Below are 25,558 nucleotides of genomic sequence, written 5' to 3' on the forward strand. Positions count from 1 at the left end.
TTAATTTTTTTAAAGATAGATAAATGGAAAAGATAAAAGAATATTTCAATGAATTTCTAGAGATAATATCAGAAAACGGAGAATATGCTGGGGTAGCTTTACTCAAGGGCAGTTTTTTTAGGGTTGATGATGAGGAAAATGTAAGTATTATTTGTTCTGGGGATTTTGCAGCTAATCATATAAAGAAGGATTTTTTAGAGCGTATAAAATCTTATTTAAAAGATAAGTGCGGGCATGATATAAATGTAGAAGTACTAGTTGATGTAAATGTTGTTAATAATAATGAAGAAGAAAATATTGATGATGCTGCAGAAATAACAGTAACAACAGAAAATAATAATAATAATACAAAAAGTAAATCCAATTTAAACGAATATTTTAAGTTTGACAACTTTATAGAGGGAAGCAATAATAAATTTGTATTTGCAGCTGCTAAGTTAGTTGCTGAAAAACCAGGCAGAGAATACAATCCTCTTTATATATATGGAAGTGTTGGTATAGGTAAAACGCATTTACTTCAAGCTATTGGTAATTATTATTTAGAGAATAACCCTAATGCAAAAGTAAACTATATAGACGGAAGCGGATTTAGAGATGAATATATATATGGCCTTCAAACTAAAAAGTCAGACAACTTCAAAAAGAAATATAAATCTTTAGACATGTTTTTGCTTGATGATTTGCAATTGTTAGAAAGTGCTCAGGAGACTTCTAAAGAGTTATTTGAGATATTTCAGGCTTTAGATAATGCTTGTAAGCAGATGGTGTTTGTAAGTGATAAGCCTCCGAAGGAACTTAGAAACATAGAGGCAAGATTAAAAAACAGATTTGAAAAGAGTTTGATATTATCCATAGAGCCTCCGCAGTATGAAACTAGGCTTGCCATAATTGAAAGAAAATTAATTGATTTAAATACAACTATTGATGAAGAAGTAGTTAAATATATGGCAGAAAATATTACAACAGATGTTCGTAAGATTGAAGGAGCTATTAGGGCTTATTTGTCTGTGAGAGATTTGATGAAAATAACTCCTAATGTTGAAGAGTGCGATAAGTTAAATATATTCAAAGATTATTTTACTAATAAGCCAAAATTAAAAAATGCTACTATAAAAGAAATAAAAAGAATAGTTGCTGATTATTACGGCATAGAGATGAATGCTTTTGACAGTAAAGACAGAACAAAGTTTATAGCTAAAGTAAGACATGTTGCTGTATACTTAGCTTGTGAATATTCTAAGAAATCTGTTACAGAAATAGGCTTGGAGTTTAATAGAGACCATGCTTCTATTATACATGCGAGAGAAAAAATTAAAGAAGAGCTTAAAGCAGATTCTCATGTAGCAAGGGAAATTAACGACATAATATCAAGCATATCATGATTAATAAAAAAGTATGATATTTTGATATTTTGCCTTGACATTTGTTTAAATTCTTATATAATATTAATTGTATTGTTAAATAATACAATTTTTCATAAACCTCCTTATCACCCTGCAGATCCTTTCTCGGGGTGATACTTTTTTAAACACCTTTTTATAATTCACTGTATAATTATTAAACATCTATTATTCGCTTTTGTGTGTTATTATTAAACATAATAAATTGTTAATGTTTTTTATTTTTTATAATTATAATATATATGTGTAGTTTCGCTAATTTATGGCATCTTCTATTAAATAAACTATATAATTTAAGCTCATATCAATGTTTTATTCAATTATTTTCTTTTGTTTTAAATAGATATAACAATAAAAAATAATATCTTTGGCACGATTATTGCATATATTATAGGTGTAACTTCTGTAAATAATTAAGAGGAAATTAAAAAGGAAACAAAAAGGAGATTAAATGCAAGAAGAAGAAATGAAAGAAGGCAATGAAGCTGCTAGTAATGGTAGTGAGGACATTGCAGAAAACAATTCTAATGCAGAAGCTAATGAAATTAATGAGACTAATGAAGTTAATGAAGAAGAAAAAGAAAATTTAGAAAATAATGAAGATGAAATTAGCATTCTAAAAAAGAGAGTAGAAGAGTTAGAAAATGAAGTTTCTGATATGAAAGATAAATATATGCGTGCTATGGCTGAGGCAGAAAATATTAGAAAGAGAACTGCCAAAGAAAAAGCTGACGGCATAAAGAGAGCTAATAAAGGTTTATTATTATCTCTTATCAATTTTATGGATAATTTTGAGAGGGCATTAAAATCTTTTGATAATGATGAAACTATAAAGGGAAGCGAATATTATAAGGGTATAGAATTAATACATAAACAGTTTATAGATTTTTTAACTGATAATGGCGTGAGTGAAATAGAGGCATTAGGAGAGGAGTTTGACCCTAACTTGCATGAGGCATTAACTATGTTAGAAGTTCCTGATATTGATAAAGAGCAGGTTGTAGAAGTTTATGCTAAGGGTTACAAATTAAATGATGAACTTTTGAGAACAGCTAAGGTTGTGGTTGGAAAACCAAAGAAAGCTGAACAATAAATTTTTATAAGGAGATTTTTTTTATGGCACATATTCAACTTTTTAGAGCTTATTTTGAACCTAAAGATTCAAAGAAAGAAAGCATAAATCATATTAATAAGGTTTTGCAAGATTTAACAGATGAGATTAACAGACATATAGAAAACAGAGAAGTTATCAATGTTGATCTTAATACATCACATTTAGGCAATGGGCATACTGAATATATTGTAAGCGTTCTAACGAAGAATTAGACTTATAGACTTTAATCGTACATAAACATTTAATTAATATTTAAGGAGAAATTTATAATGAGCAAAATTATTGGAATAGATTTAGGAACAACAAATTCATGTGTATCAGTAATGGAAGGCGGAAAACCTGTAGTAATAACAAACAGCGAAGGAAACAGAACAACACCTTCTATAGTAGCATTTACAAATAAAGGGGAAGTATTAGTAGGTCAGCCTGCTAAAAACCAAATGGTAACTAACCCAGAAAATACAATATTTTCTATAAAAAGATTTATGGGTAACACTTATTCTGAAGTAACAGAAGAGCGTTCAAGAATGCCTTATACAGTTATAGAGGAAGACGGAAAAGTAAAAATTAAAACACTTGAAGGAAACTTTACTCCTCAAGAGATAAGTGCAAGAACACTTCAAAAGATGAAACAAACAGCTGAAGAGTATCTAGGAGAAACTGTAACAGATGCAATCATCACAGTACCTGCATACTTTAATGACAGCCAAAGACAAGCAACTAAAGATGCTGGAAGAATTGCTGGGCTTAATGTATTAAGAATAATAAACGAGCCTACAGCTGCTGCTTTAGCTTATGGTATGGAGAAAAAGAAAGATGAGAAAATAGCAGTTTATGACTTGGGCGGCGGTACATTTGATATATCTATACTTGAATTAGCTGACGGAGTATTTGAAGTAAAAAGTACAAACGGTGATACACATTTAGGCGGTGATGACTTTGACCAAGCTATAATTAACTGGCTAATAGAAGAGTTTAAGAAAGATACAGGCGTTGATTTAAATAGCGACAAAATGGCTTTACAGAGATTAAAAGAAGCTGCTGAAAAAGCTAAAAAAGAACTTTCTAGCTCACTTCAAACAGATATCAACTTGCCATACTTGACAGCAGATGCATCAGGTCCTAAACACTTGAATGTATCTTTATCAAGAGCAAAATTTGAGGATTTAGTAAGAGACTTAGTAGAAAAAACTCGTATCCCATGTGAAAAAGCATTGAAAGATGCAGGACTTTCTACTAGCGATATAGATGAAGTTATACTTGTTGGAGGTTCTACAAGAATACCTTTAGTACAAGAGACAGTTAAAAACATATTTGGAAAAGACCCAAATAAAAGCGTAAACCCAGACGAAGCAGTAGCAATGGGTGCTGCAGTACAGGGCGGTATTATTAAAGGTGATGTTAAAGACGTTCTTCTTCTTGACGTTACTCCGCTTTCACTTGGTATTGAAACAGAAGGTTCAGTAATGACTGTTTTAATTAACAGAAACACTACTATCCCTACAAACAAAAAACAAGTGTTCTCAACAGCAGCAGACAATCAATCATCTGTAACTATTAGAGTATTACAAGGTGAAAGAAAAATGGCTAATGACAACAGAGAGCTTGGAAGATTTGATTTAGTAGGCATACCACCTGCACCAAGAGGCGTACCACAAATTGAAGTTTCATTTGATATAGACGCTAACGGTATAGTACATGTTACAGCTAAAGATTTGGGTACTGGTAAAGAGCAGAAAATAACAATAGCTTCTTCAAGCGGACTTAGCGAGGAAGAAATAAACAAAATGGTTCAGGATGCAGAAAAACATGCTGAAGAAGATAAAAAGAAAAAAGAGGAAGTTGAAGCTAAAAACAATGCTGACCATATGATTTATCAAACAGAAAAATTGTTAAAAGAAAATGGCGATAAATTACAGCCTTCAGATAAATCAGAGATTGAGTCAAAAATGAGTGCTTTAAAATCAGCAGTAGAATCTAACAATACAGACAGCATTAAAAAAGCTACAGATGATTTACAAGCAGCATGGAGCAAAGCTTCAGAGGCTCTTTACAAACAAGCAGGAGCACAGCAAGGACAAGCTGATGCAGGACAGCAGCAAGCACAGCAAAACACTAACCAAGATTCAGGCAGAAAAGATGACGGCGTAGTTGATGCTGACTATGAGGTTGTTGATGACAATAAATAATAATATAGATAAAAAGTAAAAGTTGAATATATAAAGTCTAGTAGGCGGTTGGAAGTTAATTTTTAATGGTTAATTTCTAGCCGCTTATGTTTTTTTAAATTATAACAAAATATTATTTGACGATTTTTCTATGATATTAGAATATGCAATTATATTTCATCATACAAGTTTTTTGTTCAACTTTTTCCCGTAGCATACGCTCTGCGGACTTCGTCAAAGTTTTAGCCCTTCGGGCACGCTTCGCAAAAGTGCAATTATAAGAAAGTACATTACTATACAAAGCCCTGCAAAATAAAAAACATATTTTCAACGCATAAGCCTAAATAATCAAATGAATCACTCTTTGACAATTTTCTCCAACATTAGTATAATATATATATGAACAAGATTAATCTATTAAATGACTTTTTTATTAGGTATCTTTTAGCTTCTAAAGGTGATGAGGATATACTTGAAAATATAGTGAATGCTGTACTTACTAATATTGGTTTTGAGACGGTTCATAATTTAGAGATAATTAATCCTTATAATCTTAAAGATAATCAATATTTAAAAGAATCTATTTTAGATGTTAAAGCTAAAACTAATGATAATAAAAAAATCATAATAGAGTTTCAGCTCTTTGGAAATATAGATTTTTTAAAAAGAATTTATTATTATATATCAAAAAATATAGCTTTAGAATTAAAAACTAATGAGGCTTACAGAGATATAAGTCAAATAATTAGTATAAATTTTTTGGATTTTAATTTAAACTTTAATGATAACGGAAAAGAGCATAGATGTTTTAAGCTTATAGATACTGATAATCATGATATAAGTTTAGATATGATTCAAATACATTTAATAGAGATAAAAAGATTTAAGAAAATATTAGAAGCTTCAACTATTGAAGAAATAAAGAAAAATAAATTACTTTCTTGGATAGAGTTTTTTACATCGAATGATTTAAATAAAATTATAGATAAGCTAAAGGAGGAAAACATTATTATGAGTAAAGTTATAGAAAAATATAAAATATTTACCTCTGATGAAGAGAGTATGCAAGTTTATAATGCTCGTGAGGCTTTTCTATATGGACAGGAAGTAATGCTAAAGAGAGAAAGAGAAGAAGGTATAAAAGAAGGTATAAAAGAGGGTATTGAAAAAGGTGTAGAAAAAGAAAAATATGCATTAGCTAAAAATATGAAAACAGAAAATATAGATATTAATTTAATAAGCAAAATAACAGGTTTAAGCAAAGAAGAAATTGATAATTTATAATTCAATTATTTGCAAACGGATTTATTTATGGAAAATAATATTAAAAATGAAACCACTTTTGACAATTTCCTTTCACTTGACATTAGAGTAGGTACAATCATAGAGGCAGAGGATTTTCCAAAGGCTAAAAGACCAGCATACAAATTAAAAATTGATTTTGGAGAATTGGGCATAAAGGTGTCATCTGCTCAAATTACAAAACTCTACAAAAAAGAAGATTTAATCGGAAGAAAAATTATTGCTGTTGTGAATTTCCCAAAAAAACAAATTGCTAACTTTTTTTCTGAATGTCTTGTCCTTGGTGCTGTAAAAGAAAATAATGAAGTTGTTTTACTTAGCATTAATGAAGAAGCAGAAAACGGCACTCCTATAGGCTAATTTTTTAACATACTAATTATAATTTGACTTTTTGTATAATTGATTTATCATTATATCCAAATACATTTATTAAATATTTTTTATTAGAGGAAAATATGGAAAAGATAAAAATAGAAAATGTAGAGCTTACATTATCTCACCCAGATAATTTAAATATAAAATGGACAGGACAAAATGATTTAGTAAGGCAGATAATGGCTTCTTGGCATATAATATCTGAAGATGATATACCACTAAACCCTAGAATTGTGGGAAAACCTGGTGCTGGAAAAACTACTCTTTCTTATTATGTAGCTAAAGAGCTTCTTAAAAGAGATGTTTATATATTTCAATGTACAGTGGATACTAGACCAGAGGATTTAATAATAATACCTGTAATATCAGAAAATAACACAATAAGCTATCATGCTTCAAGTTTGGTTACTGCTATGATTAAAGGCGGCGTTGCTATACTTGACGAAGGAAACAGAATGAGTGAGAAAACTTGGGCTTCTCTTGCTCCGCTTCTTGATGACAGAAGATATGTTGAAAGTGTTATTGCCGGCATAAAAATAAAAGCTCACCCAGATTTTAGAGTGATAGTTACAATGAATGATGATGCGAGCACTTTTGAGCTTCCTGAATATATACATTCTCGTTTGCAGCCTACAATAGAGCTTCCTTTTCCAGATGTTAAAGAAGAGTATGATATATTAAAAATGAATCTTCCTTTTGCTGATGATGAAATATTAAAAATTACTGTTGGTTTTCTACAGAAGTCGCATATACATAATGCTTCTTTTTCTGTGAGAGATGGTATTAGTATGGCAAGGTATGCTATGAAGCTTTATAACAGCAATATTGCTCATAGTAAAGATTCCGCTTTTTTAATAGCTTTAAAATCTGTGCTTGGAAGTGAAGGTATTAGAATATTATCGCTTAATATTGATGAGAATAACAAAGATGAATAATTTTAAAAATTTAAAAAACAAAAAAGATAAAAGAGATTATTTAAAAGAGAATTATTTTAATAAGTCTATATACTGCGTTACTGCTGAAGATTTTTCTAAGGGCAGAAATAATATTGAAGTAGTAGGCTCTATGCTTGATGCGGGTATAAAGATTATTCAATATAGAGAAAAAGAGAACCCTAAAAAATATATGCGTGAGAAGTATAAAGAGTGCGTTAAGATAAGAGAGATGACAAGAAAGAGTAATGCATTATTTATAGTAGATGATTATGCTGATTTGGCTTTAGCAGTGGAAGCTGATGGGGTGCATATTGGGCAAAATGACATGCCAATAGAAGTGGTTAGAAAGATTGTTGGCGATGATATGATTATAGGGCTTTCTACAAAAAATATTGATGAAGCTAATGAGGCTTTTAATAGCAGTGCTGATTATATTGGGGTTGGTCCTATATTTGATACTAATACTAAGATTGATGCTAATAGTGCTGTGGGTATTGAGTATTTAGATTATATTGCTAAAAATATTGATATGCCTTTTGTTTGTATTGGTGGTATTAAACTTAATAATATGGATTTACTTATAGAGCATAATGCAAAATGTTTATGCATGCTTACTGAGATTGTTGCTTCTGATGATATTAAAAATAAATGCGAAACTTTAATAAAAAAAATGCACTCTTAATAATAATAATTTCATTTGTTTTTTTATTTATTTTAAGTAATTTTTTATTTGATGATAAAGAAGCGTTATTTATAGATGATGTTTCTATTGAGGCATTTATTAAAAACTCTAACACTCAAATAATATATGATTATATAAAATTTAGAGAAGATGTTTTTGTTGTTGGATATAATAATAAAGATTATATAAAAAATGTTTTCCCAAGTATTAAGTTTATAAGCGAGTTTCGTTTTAGAATATATTCAAGATTAAGAAAAAATATATTATGTTTTTTTAGCGATGATAGTCTAATAGAATATGCGTATAAAAACAAAATAACCTATTATAAAGTTGTACTAAATATTAACGACATAAAAAAAGAAGAATATATTACATTAAGAGATTTTAATAATTCAAAAATATTTTTATCTGTTACAAATAATAATTATAGTGAAAATAATATTGATAAAGATTTGATAAAAGTTTTGGACGGAGACACCATATCGTATAATAATAATGTTTATAGGTTCATAGGAATTGACGCACCAGAATTAGAACAAGTTTACGGCAAAGAGGCGAGGGACTATGTTTCTAATTTAATAAAAGACAGCGATAAAGTTTCTATGCTTGTTTCTTCCTATGATATATTTGATAGAATATTATGCCATGTTTTAATTGATGATGTACCTTTAGCTTATTATATGATAGAAGAAAAATTAGCAAAAGAGACTGTATTAAAATATGGAGATAATGGTTTTAGTGAGATTGCTAGTAATATAGTTTATTTATCGAAGTTTCAGGGCAGGAGAAAGTTTATAGACCCATCTAGATACAGAAGAGAGAACCGCTAATTTTGTTTAGCATTTTTTAATTATGAATATTAGTATAAAAATTATATTAATTTTATTTTAAATGTAGTATAAAGTATATATTTTAGCTAAAAAATAGCCTTTTTGCTTCTTTGGGTCACGCCGCCGGCACTTCCTTCGGTCGCAAAAGAAGTGGGGTCTGGGTCAAAGCCCCAGATATAAAACAAAAATATAAATTTATTTTTTGACAAAGTTAAAAAAATTAAGTATATAAAAAAGGAGCTTAAAAAATATTAAGCCCCTTTATATTTATTTTTTATTAATTATTATTTTTTAACATCAATGAGTTTGTCTAAAGCATTTATACTAAGAGATGATGTTGGCTCTATATTTGCATAATCATCAGAGTTAGTGATAATTACAGGAGTAACTGTAGGGTAGCCTGCAGATTTTATTCCCTCAATGTTAAACTCTAATAATAAATCGCCTTTCTTAATCTTCTGACCATCTTCAATATGTGAAGTAAAATGCTCACCATTGAGTTTAACAGTATCCATACCTATGTGTATTAACAACTCAACACCTTTATCAGAACTAAGTCCAATAGCATGTTTTGTAGGAAAAGCAGTTTCTATTATTCCGTCAAAAGGAGCATATACTTTGCCTTCAGCTGGGTCAATAGCAATACCTTTACCCATAGCACCAGAAGAAAATGCCTCATCTTTAACATCTTCAAGTTTAACAATGTTTCCTTTAATAGGAGCATAAACAGTGTCAACAAGTTCATTACTACCAGAAGCTGCAGATTCTTGCTTTTGAGGTTCATTAGCAGAAGTGTTTTCATTAGAAGCAGTCATATTATCTTCATTGTCGCTTATAGGGTCATGTAAATACTCTTCAAGTCTTGATTTTATTACTGTAACTTTAGGTCCGTATATAACCTGTATGCCATTACCTTTTTTGATGATTCCAGCAGCACCGCTTTGTTTTAGCATAGTGTCATTAACTTTAGAAGCATCAAACACTGTAACACGAAGTCTTGTAGCACAGCAGTCAACATCGCTTATATTTTTCTTTCCGCCAAGTCCTGAAGTGATTAAAGGAGCTTCTTCATATTTAAATAAAGGATTAGTATCAATATTTTCTCCTTTAGCTAAAGCCTTAGCAGCCTCAACATCTGCTCTTTTATAAAGTTTAGGCTCTTCACTGTCTGGTTCTCTTCCTGGTGTTTTCCAGTCAAATTTCTTAATCAATGTAGAGAATAAGAAATAATAAATAAAGAAATAAACAGCACCAACTACTACAATCCAAACCCAATTAGTTTTAGCATTTCCTTGTATTACACCAAATAAAAGCAAGTCAATTAAACCGCCTGAGAATGTCATACCAACTGTAACATGAAGTATATGCATAAGCATGAAAGATATACCAGCAAGTACACAGTGTATAGCATAGAATATTGGAGCTACAAAAAGGAATGTAAACTCTATAGGTTCAGTGATACCAGTAAGCATAGCAGTTAAAGCAGCTGAGAAAAGCAAAGCACCTACAACTTGTTTCTTTTCTGCTCTTGAAGTTTTATACATCGCCAAAGCAGCACCTGCAAACCAAATATCATGAATGGGAATTTACCAGTCATAAAACGAGTAGCATCAACACTAAATGCAGTTGTAGTAGGAGAGCCTAATTGAGCAAAGAATATGTTTTGTGCACCTTCTACCAAATTGCCGTCTATCATCATAGTGCCGCCGAGTGAAGTTTGCCATAAAGGTGTATAGAATACGTGGTGAAGACCGAAAGGTATTAATGCTCTTTCTATGATACCATAGAATAAAGTACCCACATAACCAGAACCAGCTATTAAATCACCGAGTTTATTCATTACAACCTGTATAGGAGGCCATACAAAATACATTAATATACCTACTACCAAAAAAGTAATAGCAGATATTATAGGAACAAATCTTGTACCGCCGAAGAATGATAATACTTGAGGAAGCTCTATAGTATAGAATTTGTTATGCAAAGCAGCTACTCCAAGTCCCACTATTATACCGCCGAACACACCCATTTGAAGTGATAATATACCAACAACATTAGTAGTAGAACCAGCCAATAATTTATCAGCTCCTCCCATAACTGTTATCATCTTACCAATAGAAGCATGCATTACAAAAAATGCTATAGCTCCAGATAAAGCAGCAACCTCTTTTTCTTTCTTTGCCATACCAATAGCTACGCTCATAGCAAATATAATAGGCAAGTTTCCAAATATAATATTACCAGCCTCGCTTAATACTGATAATATATCATAAGCAATAGTACCCGGTCCTAAAATCCCCATAAGATTATAGGTTTCAAGCATAGTAGTGTTTGTAAGAGAACTACCTATACCCAAAAAGAGCCCTGCTACAGGAAGCACCGCTATAGGAAGCATGAATGACCTTCCTACTCTTTGCAATACTCCAAAAAGTTTATCCTTCATATGTAAAAACTCCAATTTTTTTGATATATATAATATTATCAATATTTTTTTATATGTCAAATGCTATTTTGTTTTAACGATACTATTATCACAAAAAAGGGCAAATATCACTAAAATATCTTCTAATAACTATAATAAATATTGAAAATAAATGCTTGATTTTTTCGCTTTTACTATTATAATTAAATACTAAAAATAATGAAATTAATAAGAGGATATTATGTCTGAAAATACTACATCTAAACTTCAAAAAAATGCGGAATTAATATTTACTTATGTATATAACAATAAAGTAATTTTTATCTCTGGTTTTGTGTTGATAATAGCAATTATAGCTGGTATTTTAATTTATAATATGAATATAGAAAATGCTGATAAAGAAACAGCAGCAAATTTTGAAGAAGCTTTGGCTTTATACGGTATGTATCAAACAGCAAATATTCCTCAGGATCAATTAAACAACCCTGCTTTAATAGTAGATATTACTACAAGAGTTCAAAAGGCTTATAATGATGCTAAAGGTAAAACTCTAAAACTTAGAGCAGCTTTCACTTTGGGCGGACTTTATTTTGATGTTGCTAATTATAATGAAGCTAAAAAATATTATCAGGAAGTGGCAAACTCTAGAGGTTTTTATTTACAGCCAGCAGCTTCATACAATTTGGCTAATGTATTAATAGAGCAAACTAATTATACAGAAGCAGCTACTGTTTTAGAAAACTTCACTAAAGCATATCCTAAAAATTATTTAACTCCTCAAGCAACTTTAACATTATCTGATGTATATAGAAAACAAAATGATAAAACTAAAGCTATTAATGTATTAAGAACTTGGGTAAACAACAATACTAATAATACAGAATATTTTAATATATTTAATGAAACTATCACTCTTATAGAAAATAATATATATTAATTTTTTATTAATTTTAAGGAAAAAACATTGAATAATAATGCTCCTATCATAGTTCAGGGCGATGGTACTATTTTATTAGATGTAAGTACAGAGCATTTTGAAGAAATAAGAAATTTTTTGCTTGTATTTGCAGAGCTTGTAAAGAGTCCTGAATATATTCATACATATAGAATTACATTAGTATCATTATGGAATGCTGCTAGTTTGAATTATACAGCTCAGTCTATAATAGATTTTTTAAAGAAATATTCTTCTTATGATATACCAAAAAACATTGTAAAACAAATAGAAAGCAGTATATCAAAATACGGAAGAATAAAAATTATTAAAGAAGATGATGATAAATATTATCTTGTAAGCGATGATGAAAGCATTATAGAAGAAGTATTGCATTATAAGGCAATGGTAAAATATATTAAAAGAGAAGTTAATGACAATAAAATAGAGATAGACCCAATTTACAGAGGTCATATAAAATTAGCTCTTATAAATATAGGATACCCTGTAGAAGATTTAGCTGGTTATAAAACAGGAGAAGAGTATCATTTTAATTTAAGAAACAAGCTTTTATCTAATGGTGAAGATTTTTCTTTGAGAGAGTATCAATTAAATGCGATAGAAGCTTTTTATGCAAATGGGCGTCCTGAGGGTGGGGCTGGTGTTATAGCTTTGCCTTGCGGTACTGGTAAAACTGTTGTAGGAATAGCTGCTATGAGTAAGATGCAGACAAAAACTCTTATAATAGTTACAGGGGTTACAGCTTGCAGACAGTGGAGAGATGAGATATTAGATAAAACAGATATACCAAAAGAAGATATTGGCGAGTATAATGGACTCAACAAAGAAATAAAACCTATAACAATAGCTACATACAAAATACTTACATATAGAAAAGACAAAGAATCTCCTTTTGTGCATTTTGAATTATTTTTTAAGCATAATTGGGGGCTTATAATATATGATGAGGTTCATTTGCTTCCTGCTCCTATAATAAAGCTTACAAGTGAGATTCAGAGTATGAGAAGGCTTGGGCTTACTGCTACTTTAGTGCGCGAGGACGGGCTTGAAAAAGATGTATTTTGTCTTATTGGACCTAAGAAGTTTGATATGCCTTGGAGGGAGCTTGAAGAGAAGAAGTTTATTGCTGAGGCTTATTGTTATGATTTGAGAATACCGCTTGACAATGAGCAGAGGGCTGATTATGTGGTTTCTAGCGATAAAGTGAAGTTTAGAATTGCAAGCGAAAATATACTTAAATACGAAATAGTTAAAAAAATCATCAAAAAACTAGAAGGCAAAAACATACTAATTATAGGGCAGTATTTAAATCAGCTTAATGAGATGAAAAGACAAACTGGATATACAATCATTACAGGTAAAACTCCTCAAGCTGAAAGAGATGAGATTTATAAAAAGTTTAAGTCTGGTGAAATAAAAATACTTATAGTAAGCAAAGTAGCTAATTTGGCAGTTGATTTGCCTGATGCTAATGTATTAATACAGATATCTGGTACTTTTGGTTCTAGACAGGAAGAAGCTCAAAGGTTAGGACGTGTTCTTCGTCCGAAAAAAGGTGAAAATAAAAGCTATTTCTTTTCGGTTATTACAAGCGATACAAAAGAAGAAGATTTCTCTCATAAAAGACAATTATTTCTTACAGAGCAGGGATATCATTATGAGCTTTTGGATATGGCTTCTTTTGAAGAGCTTACTTTTTCAAAATAAAATTTAAATTATTAATTAAATATAAAAAAACACTCTATAGAGAACCTATAGAGTGAAAGTAATGGGTTTGTATATATATCTTAAGAGTGCAACAAATGACGTTTGTGCTATTTATATAAACATATTATAATAAAAATAGTAAAATATTATGGAAAAATAACATAAAAAAAAATGGGGCTTATGAAAACATCATAAGCCCTTCATAATAGTGTTAGGAGTCTGATAATAATGAATAATTACTTATCTTTTAGTTATACTTATATAACCCAATAATTTAGTTTAGGTAAAATAGCCAAAAATATTAATACTATTGATTTTTATTTTTATAAACATTTTCTTTTTTTGAAATATTAAATTTTGATAATATATAAACTATTCCAATTAGAAATCTCAAAAAATACATAGATGTTGTATAAATAGGGTGAAGTAGTAATTTTTTCCATTTGCCTTTTTCTATATATACACCAAAATAGCGATAAAATAATCCAAATTGTTTTTTGGTAGTTTCATCATATCCCCATTTATCAAAGTAATTATTAAAGTTTGAAGCGTAGTAGCTTTTTTTTACTATATATTGTTTGAGTGTATGATTTTCATGATGATATAGAGGAGATTTTATTATATCAACATCTCCTATTTGTTTTATGCGTCTGTCAATATCCCAATCTTCTGTGCCGTTTAAATTTGAATCGAAACCTCCTATTTTTATGAATGCTTCTTTTCTAAAAAAACGAACAGCATCTATTACAGTGGCATCATAAAAAGAGCGTTCAAAACTTCTCACTCTATTAAAAAAACTATTTCCAAATATTTTCTCTGGTATATATAATGCTTGAATATTTTTATTGCTATTAAAAACTTCCAAGCATTCTGTTATAACATTTTCTGAGAGAGTCATATCAACATCTAAAAATCCTATTATTTCACCGCTTGACATTTCAGCTCCATAGTTTCTTTGAGCAGAGCGTTCAGGGCCTTTAATAAAAGTTTTAGCTCCTAATTCTTTTGCTATTTCTACGGTTCTGTCAGTTGAGTTGTTGTCTACTAATATTATTTCTGTATCTTTATAATTAGAGTTTTTTACAGCATTTATGCAATCAGCAATAAAGCTTTCAGAGTTTCTTGTTGTGATGATTATGCTTACCATTAGTATTTCCAAAAGTATTTTTTAAAAAGTTATATATATAAATAACTATATTTTATAAAAAATAAATCTAGAGTTTTACTATAACTGTATGTAAAGCTATATTCAAATCTAATAATTTATCTTCCATATAAAGTATAATTATTTTGATATTGTTTTTAACTTGCACTTTTTGGTTCTTTTGACGAAGTCCGCACCGCGACCGAAGGAAGTGCCTGTGGGTGCGAGCTGCGGGAAAAAGAACAACAAAAAAACATAAACTTAAAATGATACAAAAAAATAACAAGAGTTATTAATAAAAGCTCTTGTTATTTAATTTCAAAAAATAAAATTAATTATTCTTAGCTCTCCAAGTTTCTTTTTCAAATTCATTAGCAATACCTACCAATGATTCATCTAAATCTATTTGAAGTACAGCATTAAAATTGTTAGTAGCCATCATTTGAGCTGCAAAACCTACTATAGTAACTATTTCAGAATCATTAAAATATTTTTTTAAGTTATTCATAAGTTCATCAGTTACACCATTAGGGTCTTTTACCATTTGTTTGCCTAATTCTGATAATAATTTTTCTTTTTCATCTAATTTAAGATTTTTAGGGTCATCGCCTATAGCTTTCAAATCTCTTATAAAAAATAAAGAACAAAGCATACAGCCATTTGTAGTAGAAACACTATGTGCTAGTATCATAGCAGCTCTTTTTCCTACAACTTCTACCAATCTTTCAAAAGATACATACCAACCCATAAATGCTTCATATGTTGCATAATCATTTAAAAGTGCTTTTTTCATGTTTGTAACATTACCGCTTTTTTTTAATTGATAATCAAAAGCCTCTTTTACTTTGCCTTGAGCTTCTTCATATTGCATAAACTTCACTCTTGCCATAATTTTACTCCTAATATAAAAGCTTTATAAAAAAATATTATATTATAAGAAAATAATTTAATATAATTTTTTAATGATGCAATGATAAACAACATTTATAACTAAGTCAAGCAGTTTTATTATTGTTTAAAAGTGTTTGTATAAAATAAAAAACTATTATATAATTTTTTATTATTATGTAAAATATAGGTTATTATTATTTATAAAATTCAAATTATTAGATATGGACATTATGAGAAAAATAGCATTTATAATTTTTGTATTATCATTTAATTTATTATTCGCACAAGAAGAAGAAAAGCTTCCTCCAATGCCTCCAGATAATCCAGAGGTAATACCTATGAGTGAAATAAAAGAGGGTATGGAAGGAGTAGGCTACACTGTAATACATGGTACAAATGTAGAGCCATTTAAAGTAAAAGTAATATCTGTATTAAGAAAGATGTGGAATGGAAGCGACGCTATACTTATACAGCTAGAGGGGCTTAATTTAGAGCATTCTGGCACTGTTGCGGGAATGAGCGGCTCTCCTATATATTTTGACGGTAAAATAGCAGGTGCTTTAGCTTTTGGCTGGAATTATTCTAAAGACCCTATTGCTGGTGTTACTCCTATAGAAGAGATGTATAAATTATATAATGACACTAATGTAAGACCTACAGGATCAAAGGGAGGAAATGCTTTACAGACTCCTTTAATGTTTTCTGGATTTAATGCTAATTCTTTTAATGAATATTCTTCAAAGTTTAAAGAGATGGGCTTTTACCCTATGCAAGCTGGCGGAACTGTATCAGACACTAATCAAAGCAGTAAGTTTTTATTTGGAGATTCTGTTGCTATAGTTTTGGTTGATGGAGATTTATCTATAGCGGGAGTTGGTACTGTTTCTCATACTGATGATGAGAAGTTTTTGCTTTTTGGTCACTCTATGTGGGGCAAAGGGCATTTGAGAGCTCCTGTTTCAAGGGCTTATATTAATCATATAGTGGCATCTGTTGCTTCTTCTTTTAAGATTGGTGCTGCTTATTCTAATTATTTAGGTTATACTGTTTATGACGGTACTTTTGGGGTGTCTGGTGTATATGGTGAAGTACCTGAAGATACTATGATACCTGTTAGTCTTAAAGTTGAAGACCAGAACTTTTTAAATAGAGATTTTAATTTAAGAGTATTAAATGACCCTACATATTTTTCACAGCTTCTTTCTATGGCTATATATGAGGCTATTAGTTCTACTGCAGGAAGCGAAGAGGAAGGGGTGTTTAGCATAAGCTATGAGATTGAAACTGATTATTTTGATGAGCCTTATAAAATAGAAGAGAGAATACTTTCTTATTCTTCAAAAGATGCTTTTAGAGAGGCTATTAATCAGCTTGTAGCTCCTATAGATTTCTTTATATACAATAACTTTAATAGGGTAGCTATAAAATCTATTAAATTATCTGTAAAAAGAAGCAATTTGGAATATGGTTTTATTAATGATATTACATTATTAGAGCCTAGAGCTGTTGCAGGAGAGACTATACATTTAAGAGTTGGTGTTACTCCTTACGGCAAAGAAAAAACTTATGTAGATATACCTGTAAAATTGCCTGTTAATCTTAATACTGATGTTTATTCTATATATGCTGCCAATGAATATATATATGCTTATGCACAAAAATTGTTTATGCCGAGTAAATATAAAATTAGAAGTTTAGATGATGTAATGAAATATTATAACAAGTCTTATGATGATAAGGCATTAAAGGTTTGGCTGTATTCATCATCGAGAGGAGTTCAGATAGGGGAGTATTCTTACCCAACGCTTCCTATGTCTAAATATGGTGTAATGGCAAAAGATGCTACATCAGACAAGGCGGCTGTTATTACTGATATAAATGGAAATTATAATATGCCATATTCTATACTTGGTTTAATGAAAATAGATATAATAATTGAAGGGGCTAAAAAATATGAAAATCGCTAAGATAATTTTTATACTGCAAACTATACTAATATTATCATCTTCGAATGTTTTTGCTGTTGTAACAAGAAGTTATGCAAGCACAAAAAAAGGTTTTTATGATAATGGACTTTACAATGGAATAATGCTTACAGAGCAAGGTTCTTTGAGTTTAGCTCCTCTAATAGAGAAAGAAAGTTCTATAGACGGCAAATATATATGGAAAATCTATCCTGCTAAAGACGGAAGTATGTATGCTGCTATAAGCGGAAATGGAGCTGAGTTATATAAAAAAAGTGCTAATGAAACTAATTTCAGCCTTTTTGTAAAATCTGATAATGACAATGCTTTTACTGCTGTAATTACAGATGATGCCGGCAATGTTTATGCGGCAGTTGGACCTTATGCTAAAATTATGAAATATGACAGTAACGGAAAAGAGATTTGGTCTAAAGATGTTGATGATACTTATATATGGGACATGAAGTTTGATGCTAATGGTAATTTATATTTAGCTGCAGGCGGAAACAATGCAAGAGTATTAAAAGTATCTGTTGCCGACGGAAAGATTACTGAAATATTAAAAACAGAAGAACAGCATGCTATGTCATTATATTATGATAAAAAGCAAAACAAATTATATGTAGGCACTGCTGGAAGAGGCTTAGTATTATATATTGATTTATCTACAAATGTTGAAAACCCTTCATATAATGTGCTTTATGATACAGCACAAAACGAAGTATATGCTATCACTATGGATAATATAGGCAATTTATATTTTGGTACAGCTACAAGAGAGCCTTCATATTTAATACTTCCTTCCATAATAGATAGCGGTAAAACAGTAGAAGACAGCGATAAAGAGTTTAGAAACTCTCTATATAAGGCAGATACAAACGGTACAGTTCAGAGACTTTTCTTCTTAAATCAAACATTAGTATTTGCTTTAAGCAGCGATAACAACAATAATATATATTTCATTACAGGCGATTCTGCTGATGTTTATAGAATAAATGGAAATGACGGTTTATTATCATATATAGGCGGCTTAAGAAACAAGATATTATCCACTTTTGCTGCTACAGATAATGGACTTTATTTTGCAATATCAAAAACTGGTGAAATATATAAAATGGACAATGAATATCCAACAGAAGGCACTTTTACAAGCGATACTTTAGATTTGAGAGTGCTTAGCAAATTTGGAAGTTTAAATGCTGTAACTACTACACCAGATGGTTCTAGCATTACTATAGAGATGAGAAGCGGAAATGTTGCTAGAGTTGATGAGACATGGAGCGAGTTTAAGCCTATAAACAATAATGGTAAAATAGAAGCTCCTGACGGAAGATTTTTGCAATACAAAGTTACAATGAAAACTACAAATCCAGAGATAAGCCCTGTATTAAGTTCTATGGATTTTACTTATGTAGAAAATAATTTAGCTCCTGATGTTATTAATGGAGGTTTGGCTACATATTACAGACAGCAAAATGATTCTGCTGAAAATAAAACTCCTCAATTAGAAGAGAATGAGGCTATGGTATATTGGAAGGGAACTGACCCTAACGGAGATAAACTAACATATACTTTAGAATATAGATTAAAAGGCGAGAAAAATTATAAGCTTATTGCTGACAATATAGAAAATCAATATTATAAGTTTAAGTCTTATTTGCTTCCTTCTGGTATTTATGACTTTAGAATAACTGCAAGCGATAAGTATGATAATCCTGTTGGAGATATTAAAACAAAATCTCTTGAGGTATTTAATATAAAATATGATAATGAAGCTCCTGAGTTGCTTGATTTTAAATCTGTTTCTGAAGGAAAGATAAGAAAAATTACGTTTAAATTATCTGACAAATTATCATTCTTAAAAACAGTAAGATATTCTACTATTAACAATGAATGGTTATATATAGTTCCAGATGATAGAATATTAGATTCTATGAATGAGAGTTTTACTATTACTATAGAAGATGAAAATATATCATCTATTACTATAGAGGCTATGGACGTTGAGGGTAATGTTAAATATTATTCTTTCTTAATATAATAGGAGTGTGTGTATAATGGCAGTTAATTGTGTATGGTGCGGCAAGAAAATAGATGATGTTGCAGGACAGGCTACAATGGACACTTGTGATGAGTGCGAGGAGTTTTTTGAAGAGCATATTGATGATATAGCAAAGTCATTAAATGAGCTTCTTAAAAAAAATGAATCCTCTTCCTCTAAGCCAGATAGAAAAAAAAGCTTGGATTAGCTATTCACTTATAACTGCTATACATATGCTAAGTTCAAAGCCTTGTATTGAGTTTAAGGATTCTAAATATAAAGATATTTTATCAGAATAATTTATGAGAGTAAAATTATTATTATTTATATTATCTATTTTTTTTATTTTATCTATGTCTAGAAATAAAGAGACTCTCTACTGTGAAAGATGCGGTTTAACTTTTAAAAATTTAAACGAACTATTATCACAAAGATGTGAAAAAGCTTTGGAAGGACCTTATTTAAATAGACATAAACTTTATGAAGGCACAGAAAAAGAGATGTACACTTGTAAATATTGCGGCTATCAGTATAAAACGATAAGGCTTCTCACTTCATTAAAATGCATCAAACACCCAGACGGAGAATACAAGGGCGACCATGCTCCTGAATTATAGAATAAACATTTTTTAAATATAATTTTTTCATATTTTTTGCTTTAATTTTTAATAGTAATATGTTATAATACGGCAAAATTTTCAAATATTATTAATATTTGTTATAAGGAGAATTATATTATGAACAAAAAATTATTAACTATCTTTTCATTATTATTAATCTTTTTTGCAATGTCTTGTAACAACAAAACTACAGATCCAGTAGCACCTTTGAAAGATTCTCAATATGTAGGAAAATGGTATGAAGTAAACGTGGATACTCCTGTATTTGAAATAAAACAAGATGGAAGTATTGATACTTTAAATGGAACAACAGTGGTAGCAACTGTAAACGGAACTGATGTTGTAAAAGAAAATGATACTACATTTAAAGCTACTTTTTCAGCAAATGGTCAAAGCCAAGAAGTTGTTTTTGTTTTTACTAGTGATACAACTGGTACTGTAACAGCATCAGGACAAGAAGGCAGTACTATTTCAATTGTGAAAAAATAATAGTTAATTAGTTTATTTAAAAAAGTGTCTGATATCATATTTCAGGCACTTTTTATATTTTAAATAATTTCAAATAAATATTAAAATATATACTCCTAAACAAATTATAATAACTTTTTTGTCTTGATAATAGAAAAAAAATAAAAGTATAATCATATAAATTTAATTACAAAAAAAGGAAAATTGTTTTATGAAACAAACTGTGCTTCTTAAAATATCAGGTGAAGCTTTGCTTGGCGAAAAGGACTATGGTATAGATAATAATGTTGTAGACAGAATAGCTATGGAGATGAAAGAGGCTGGAAATAATACTCAAATAGCTGTTGTTGTGGGAGGAGGCAACATATTTAGAGGAATGCAGCTTTCTAGTAAGACAGGTATGGTAAGAGCTACAGCAGACTCTATGGGTATGCTTGCTACTATAATGAATGCTATTGCTTTAAAAGACAGATTTATGGCTGCCGGCACTCCTACACAGATACTTTCTGCTTTCAATATTGAAGGCATGATTGAGGGCTTTGAAAGAGATAAGGCTATTCGTATATTAGAAAGAGGTAATGTGCTTATAATAGCAGGAGGTACATCTAACCCTTACTTTACTACAGACAGTACTTCTATATTGAGAGCTTTAGAGATTGGTGCTTCTATAGTGTTAAAAGGCACTAATGTTGATGGGGTTTACAATAAAGACCCTAAAACTAATGAAGATGCTGTTATGTATAATGATATTACTTTTAAAGAGGCTATTAATCAAAACTTACGCGTTATGGATATGACTGCTTTTGCTATGGCTAATGATAATAATATGCCTATTAGAGTATTTAACATGAATAAAATGGGCAATATTACAAAGGCTATTAAAGGCGAAAATATAGGAACTTATGTTCATAATTAAAAAATAAAATTCAAAATAAAATTAAGGAGATTATGATGTTTGATTTATTTTGGGGGGCTGGAGTGGCACCTATGTTTGTTGGAATAATAATTATAGTAATATTTTTAATTATTTTCTTTAGATTTTTCCCATTAGGTTTATGGATTACTGCTTTATTTTCTGGGGTAAGAATTAGTATCATTACTTTACTTACTATGCGTTTGAGGAGAGTTAATCCTTCTTTAATAGTATTGAATCAAATTAAGCTATGGAAAGCTGGATTAAAAATAAACAGTAATGAACTTGAGGCACATTATTTAGCTGGCGGTAACCCTACTGCTGTTGCTGATGCTTTGATTGCTGCTGATAAAGCTTCATTAGATTTAAGCTTTGAGAGAGCTGCTGCTATAGACTTAGCTGGAAGAGATTTAGTTGATGCTATAAGAACATCAGTTTCTCCTAGAGTTATAGCTACTCCATTAATTGCTGCTGTTGCTAAAGACGGTATACAGGTAAAAGCTACTGCTAGAGTTACTGTTAGAACAAACATTAACAGACTTGTTGGCGGTGCTGGAGAAGAGACTATTATTGCTAGAGTAGGTGAGGGTATTGTTACTACTATTGGTAGTGCTGCTACACATAAAGAGGTATTAGAAAATCCTGATAGAATATCACAGGTCGTTTCTGCTAAGGGGCTTGATTCTGGTACTGCTTTTGAGATACTTTCTATAGATATTGCTGATGTTGATGTTGGAAGCAATATTGGTGCTGTTTTACAAATTGACCAAGCTGAGGCTGATAAGAAAATTGCTCAGGCTAAAGCTGAAGAGAGACGCGTTATGGCTATTGCTCGTGAACAGGAGATGAAAGCTCAAGTTGAAGAGATGAAGGCTAAAGTTGTTGAGGCAGAAAGTCAGTTGCCGCTTGCTATTGCTGAGGCTTTGAAAAAAGGAAATATTGGAGTATTGGATTATTACAACATGAAAAATGTAATGGCTGATACTGAAATGCGTTACAGTATATCTGGAATGGATACAACAAGCAAAAATTCAAAATAATTTATTTTTTATAAAATAAGCGGGCTATTAATTTTTAGCTCGCTTTTTTATTTATTAAATTAATAAAAACATTTATGGAAATATTAGATTTAGACAGAGCCGAGTATGAATTAAATAAGGCTTACAAATTAAATCCAACTCCTTGGGCTAATCATTCAAGATATGTAGCAAAGGCTGCTAGGATTATATCAAGTGAATATAATAAAAAAAGTCCTTCTGATAAAAAACTCAATGAAGATAATGCGTATATATTTGGTTTGCTGCATGATATAGGCAGATATACAGGCATAAGTGCTGAGAGGCATTTAATTGATGGATATAAATATTGCATTAATTATGGCTGGGAGAAGATGGCTCAGATATGTATAAGTCATGCTTTTATGATAAAAGATATTAATAGTGCAATAGGTGCTTTTGATATGAGTGATGAAGACTATAATTTTATTAAAGAGTTTTTAGAAAATGTTCAATATGATGATTATGATTTACTTATTCAATTATGCGATAGTCTTGCTTTGCCTGATGGTTTTTGTTTATTAGAAAAGAGATTTATTGATGTTGCTTTGAGATATGGTACATTTCCGCAAAGTGCATTAAGATGGAAAAAAGTATTTGAAATAAAAAAATATTTTGAAGATACTATTTCTACTTCAATATATAATTTACTTCCAAATATTAATATTTATTAAACTAATTTGTTTTTATATTTCTTTTAATATATAATAATTATCATGAAAAAAGAAAGAAAAGAAATTTATTTAGATAAAAATGAAAACCCATATAAACCTTCAAAAAATATTATAAAAGAGCTTGAAAGTTTTGATATAGAATCTTTTAGGCTTTTTCCAGATTATAGTGCCAAAGAATTGGATTTAGCTATGGCGAATAATCTTAATATTGATAAGGATAATATTATATCTGTTAATGGTATGTATGAGGCTTTTTACTGTATATTAAATTCATTTGAAAATAAAAAAATATTATTACAAGAGCCTTATAGGGATTTGTATAAAAAGATTTTAGAATATTCAAAAATTAGTTATGATACTATTAAAATAAAAGAAGATTATAATATAGATTTAGAGAGTTTTAATAATATAGATAAAAGCATTATAATAACAAGCAACCCAAATGCAGAAACAGGGCTTTTTGTAGAAAATATAGAAAAATATATAAACAATAATAATATATATATAATAGATGAGTCCTATATAAGTTTTGCTTGGAATAGTGCTTTAAGATTAATAGATAAATACGACAATTTAGTAATAATATCATCGATAGCTCACTCTCATTCACTTTCAGCACTTAATATAAACTTTTTAATATCAAATAAAACTAATATAGAAAAGTTTTCTCATATAAGACAAAAATACGGCATAAATAAATTATCAGAAAAAATAGCAATATCTTCAATTAATGATAAAGAGACTTCTATAAAAAATATAAGCTCAATAATATTAGAAAGAGATAAAATGGAGAGTTTATTAAGCAAAGAAGGTTTTTTAGTACTTCCTTCTAAAGCAAATTTCCTTCTTATAAAGCACCCAAATAAAAGCTCTAAGTATATATATGATGAACTTAAAAAGAATCATATATTTGTAAAAAGCTATGAAGATAGTAATGTCTTAAAAGATTTCTTAAGAGTTACAATATCAGACAGCAAAACAAACAATATATTTCTAAAAACTTTATGCGATATAATTAATTAATAGCCTCAGAACCGCCTATAATATCAAGAAGTTCATTAGTAATATGTTCTTGTCTAGCTCTGTTAGCTTTATTTTTCAAGTCTTCTATTAGCCTTTCTGCATTATCAGTAGCATTTCTCATAGCAATAGCTCTCTCAGCATTCTCTGATAAAAAAGAACTAGTAATCATAAAGTAAAAATAAGTTTTTATAGCTAATGGAACAACTTCTTTTAATACATCATCAATATTAGGCTCTATCAAATAATCAATCTGTTTTTTTACTTTTCTTCCCTCAATATCTTCTTCATCTGGAATCATAGGAATTAAACTTTTAATTTTAGGTATATGCACCACTCTTGTATAATATCTTGTATATATAACTTCCACCCTTGAAGCATTGTCCACAACATAATCATGCATGAAACGCTGTACAACAGTAGCACAATCATCAAAAGTAGATTCTTCATCTATACGCGGATATTTACGGGATATTGGTATGTTTTGTTTTTCAAAGTATACTTCGCCTTTTTTACCCAATACGTGAAGCTCAACAGTTCTTCCATGTCTGTAATGGTGTCTAATTCTCTCCATTGCTTCATCTAATATTTTTGTATTATAAGAACCGCATAATCCTCTGCTTGATGTTATTACAAATAAGATAATATTTTTTATTGTCTTTTTAGGAGAGAGAAGCGGATGCAAATGGTCCATATCTGAATGTGAAAGCTCTTCTACTATTCTGTTTAGCTTTTGTGTATAAGGTCTCATGCCTTGTTCTATTGTAAGTATTTTAGCAGTTTTTGAACGAGCTATCATATCCATAGTTTTAGTAATTTTATGTGTGCTTGTTACAGCTTTAATTCTTGCTTTTAATACATTAAGTTTCTCTGCCATA

22 protein-coding genes and 2 pseudogenes are annotated in these 25,558 nt (G+C 29.8%); 20 read left to right on the plus strand and 4 right to left on the minus strand.

Features of this window, described 5'->3' with window-relative positions:
• Positions 1 to 23: 23 nt before the first annotated feature.
• From dnaA to BPP43_RS00045, 9 genes are all read left to right on the plus strand, one after another.
• On the plus strand, positions 24 to 1,382 hold the full coding sequence (dnaA, locus tag BPP43_RS00005) for a chromosomal replication initiator protein DnaA (protein ID WP_015273796.1): 1,359 nt from the start codon (positions 24 to 26) through the stop codon (positions 1,380 to 1,382).
• A 469-nt stretch (positions 1,383 to 1,851) separates the two neighbouring features.
• Complete coding sequence (locus BPP43_RS00010; protein WP_014935591.1) at positions 1,852 to 2,493, plus strand: nucleotide exchange factor GrpE; 642 nt, start codon at positions 1,852 to 1,854, stop codon at positions 2,491 to 2,493.
• A 23-nt stretch (positions 2,494 to 2,516) separates the two neighbouring features.
• Positions 2,517 to 2,726, plus strand: coding sequence for a hypothetical protein (locus tag BPP43_RS00015; protein WP_013243548.1), 210 nt, complete (start codon positions 2,517 to 2,519; stop codon positions 2,724 to 2,726).
• A gap of 57 nt (positions 2,727 to 2,783) precedes the next feature.
• The gene (gene dnaK, locus BPP43_RS00020) at positions 2,784 to 4,703 is read left to right on the plus strand and encodes a molecular chaperone DnaK (protein ID WP_014933547.1); all 1,920 of its coding nucleotides are present in this window, start codon (positions 2,784 to 2,786) and stop codon (positions 4,701 to 4,703) included.
• 378 nt (positions 4,704 to 5,081) lie between these two features.
• On the plus strand, positions 5,082 to 5,966 hold the full coding sequence (locus tag BPP43_RS00025; RefSeq protein ID WP_015273797.1) for an Rpn family recombination-promoting nuclease/putative transposase: 885 nt from the start codon (positions 5,082 to 5,084) through the stop codon (positions 5,964 to 5,966).
• Positions 5,967 to 5,993: 27 nt separating this feature from the next.
• Positions 5,994 to 6,344, plus strand: coding sequence for a tRNA-binding protein (locus BPP43_RS00030; RefSeq protein WP_014933545.1), 351 nt, complete (start codon positions 5,994 to 5,996; stop codon positions 6,342 to 6,344).
• 95 nt (positions 6,345 to 6,439) lie between these two features.
• Positions 6,440 to 7,294, plus strand: coding sequence for an AAA family ATPase (locus tag BPP43_RS00035; protein WP_013243545.1), 855 nt, complete (start codon positions 6,440 to 6,442; stop codon positions 7,292 to 7,294).
• A complete protein-coding gene (gene thiE, locus BPP43_RS00040; RefSeq protein ID WP_015273798.1) occupies positions 7,287 to 7,976 on the plus strand; it encodes a thiamine phosphate synthase in 690 nt (229 codons plus the stop codon). Before BPP43_RS00035 ends, thiE begins: the two co-directional genes overlap by 8 nt.
• A complete protein-coding gene (locus tag BPP43_RS00045) occupies positions 7,943 to 8,806 on the plus strand; it encodes a thermonuclease family protein (protein WP_041752796.1) in 864 nt (287 codons plus the stop codon). The genes thiE and BPP43_RS00045 overlap by 34 nt, the downstream gene beginning before the upstream one ends.
• Positions 8,807 to 9,090: 284 nt before the next feature.
• Here BPP43_RS00045 and BPP43_RS00050 read toward each other — a convergent pair.
• Positions 9,091 to 11,249, minus strand: a pseudogene (locus BPP43_RS00050) (PTS sugar transporter subunit IIABC).
• A gap of 220 nt (positions 11,250 to 11,469) precedes the next feature.
• Between BPP43_RS00050 and BPP43_RS00055 the strand changes: the two are divergent.
• Both BPP43_RS00055 and BPP43_RS00060 read left to right on the plus strand, forming a co-directional pair.
• Complete coding sequence (locus BPP43_RS00055) at positions 11,470 to 12,165, plus strand: tetratricopeptide repeat protein (protein WP_013243541.1); 696 nt, start codon at positions 11,470 to 11,472, stop codon at positions 12,163 to 12,165.
• 27 nt (positions 12,166 to 12,192) lie between these two features.
• Positions 12,193 to 13,890 (plus strand): DNA repair helicase XPB, encoded by a 1,698-nt coding sequence (locus tag BPP43_RS00060; protein WP_013243540.1) that lies wholly within the window; start codon positions 12,193 to 12,195, stop codon positions 13,888 to 13,890.
• A 307-nt stretch (positions 13,891 to 14,197) separates the two neighbouring features.
• Here the strand turns inward: BPP43_RS00060 and BPP43_RS00065 are convergent, their stop codons facing one another.
• Positions 14,198 to 15,037 carry a glycosyltransferase family 2 protein gene (locus BPP43_RS00065; protein ID WP_015273800.1) on the minus strand — a complete coding sequence of 280 codons (840 nt, stop codon included), beginning with the start codon at positions 15,035 to 15,037 and terminating at the stop codon, positions 14,198 to 14,200.
• A 328-nt stretch (positions 15,038 to 15,365) separates the two neighbouring features.
• On the minus strand, positions 15,366 to 15,923 hold the full coding sequence (locus BPP43_RS00070) for a carboxymuconolactone decarboxylase family protein (RefSeq protein ID WP_013243538.1): 558 nt from the start codon (positions 15,921 to 15,923) through the stop codon (positions 15,366 to 15,368).
• Positions 15,924 to 16,146: 223 nt separating this feature from the next.
• Between BPP43_RS00070 and BPP43_RS00075 the strand changes: the two genes are divergently transcribed.
• The 9 genes and pseudogenes from BPP43_RS00075 to BPP43_RS00115 all read left to right on the plus strand — a co-directional run bounded on the left by BPP43_RS00075 (position 16,147) and on the right by BPP43_RS00115 (position 24,683).
• Complete coding sequence (locus BPP43_RS00075; RefSeq protein ID WP_041752849.1) at positions 16,147 to 17,892, plus strand: SpoIVB peptidase S55 domain-containing protein; 1,746 nt, start codon at positions 16,147 to 16,149, stop codon at positions 17,890 to 17,892.
• Entirely contained in the window at positions 17,879 to 19,930 is a 2,052-nt protein-coding gene (locus BPP43_RS00080) for a ligand-binding sensor domain-containing protein (protein WP_015273802.1), read from the plus strand. Before BPP43_RS00075 ends, BPP43_RS00080 begins: the two co-directional genes overlap by 14 nt.
• 16 nt (positions 19,931 to 19,946) lie before the next feature.
• Positions 19,947 to 20,229, plus strand: a pseudogene (locus BPP43_RS00085) (hypothetical protein).
• A gap of 3 nt (positions 20,230 to 20,232) precedes the next feature.
• Positions 20,233 to 20,547: a hypothetical protein gene (locus BPP43_RS00090; RefSeq protein WP_015273804.1), complete on the plus strand. Its 315-nt coding sequence runs from the start codon at positions 20,233 to 20,235 to the stop codon at positions 20,545 to 20,547.
• A 210-nt stretch (positions 20,548 to 20,757) separates the two neighbouring features.
• Positions 20,758 to 21,039 carry a hypothetical protein gene (locus tag BPP43_RS00095; protein ID WP_252832335.1) on the plus strand — a complete coding sequence of 94 codons (282 nt, stop codon included), beginning with the start codon at positions 20,758 to 20,760 and terminating at the stop codon, positions 21,037 to 21,039.
• 190 nt (positions 21,040 to 21,229) lie between these two features.
• The gene (pyrH, locus tag BPP43_RS00100; protein ID WP_013243531.1) at positions 21,230 to 21,934 is read left to right on the plus strand and encodes a UMP kinase; all 705 of its coding nucleotides are present in this window, start codon (positions 21,230 to 21,232) and stop codon (positions 21,932 to 21,934) included.
• 35 nt (positions 21,935 to 21,969) lie between these two features.
• Positions 21,970 to 22,971 (plus strand): flotillin-like protein FloA, encoded by a 1,002-nt coding sequence (gene floA / locus BPP43_RS00105; RefSeq protein ID WP_015273806.1) that lies wholly within the window; start codon positions 21,970 to 21,972, stop codon positions 22,969 to 22,971.
• 74 nt (positions 22,972 to 23,045) lie between these two features.
• Positions 23,046 to 23,660, plus strand: coding sequence for an HD domain-containing protein (locus BPP43_RS00110; RefSeq protein ID WP_014935605.1), 615 nt, complete (start codon positions 23,046 to 23,048; stop codon positions 23,658 to 23,660).
• Positions 23,661 to 23,702: 42 nt separating this feature from the next.
• Entirely contained in the window at positions 23,703 to 24,683 is a 981-nt protein-coding gene (locus BPP43_RS00115) for an aminotransferase class I/II-fold pyridoxal phosphate-dependent enzyme (RefSeq protein WP_015273807.1), read from the plus strand.
• Here BPP43_RS00115 and atpG read toward each other — a convergent pair.
• On the minus strand, positions 24,676 to 25,557 hold the full coding sequence (gene atpG, locus BPP43_RS00120; protein WP_013243527.1) for an ATP synthase F1 subunit gamma: 882 nt from the start codon (positions 25,555 to 25,557) through the stop codon (positions 24,676 to 24,678). The two genes, BPP43_RS00115 and atpG, sit on opposite strands and share 8 nt — an antisense overlap.
• Position 25,558 lies beyond the last annotated feature (1 nt).

The organism is Brachyspira pilosicoli P43/6/78 (genome assembly GCF_000325665.1).
Taxonomy (GTDB): domain Bacteria; phylum Spirochaetota; class Brachyspiria; order Brachyspirales; family Brachyspiraceae; genus Brachyspira; species Brachyspira pilosicoli.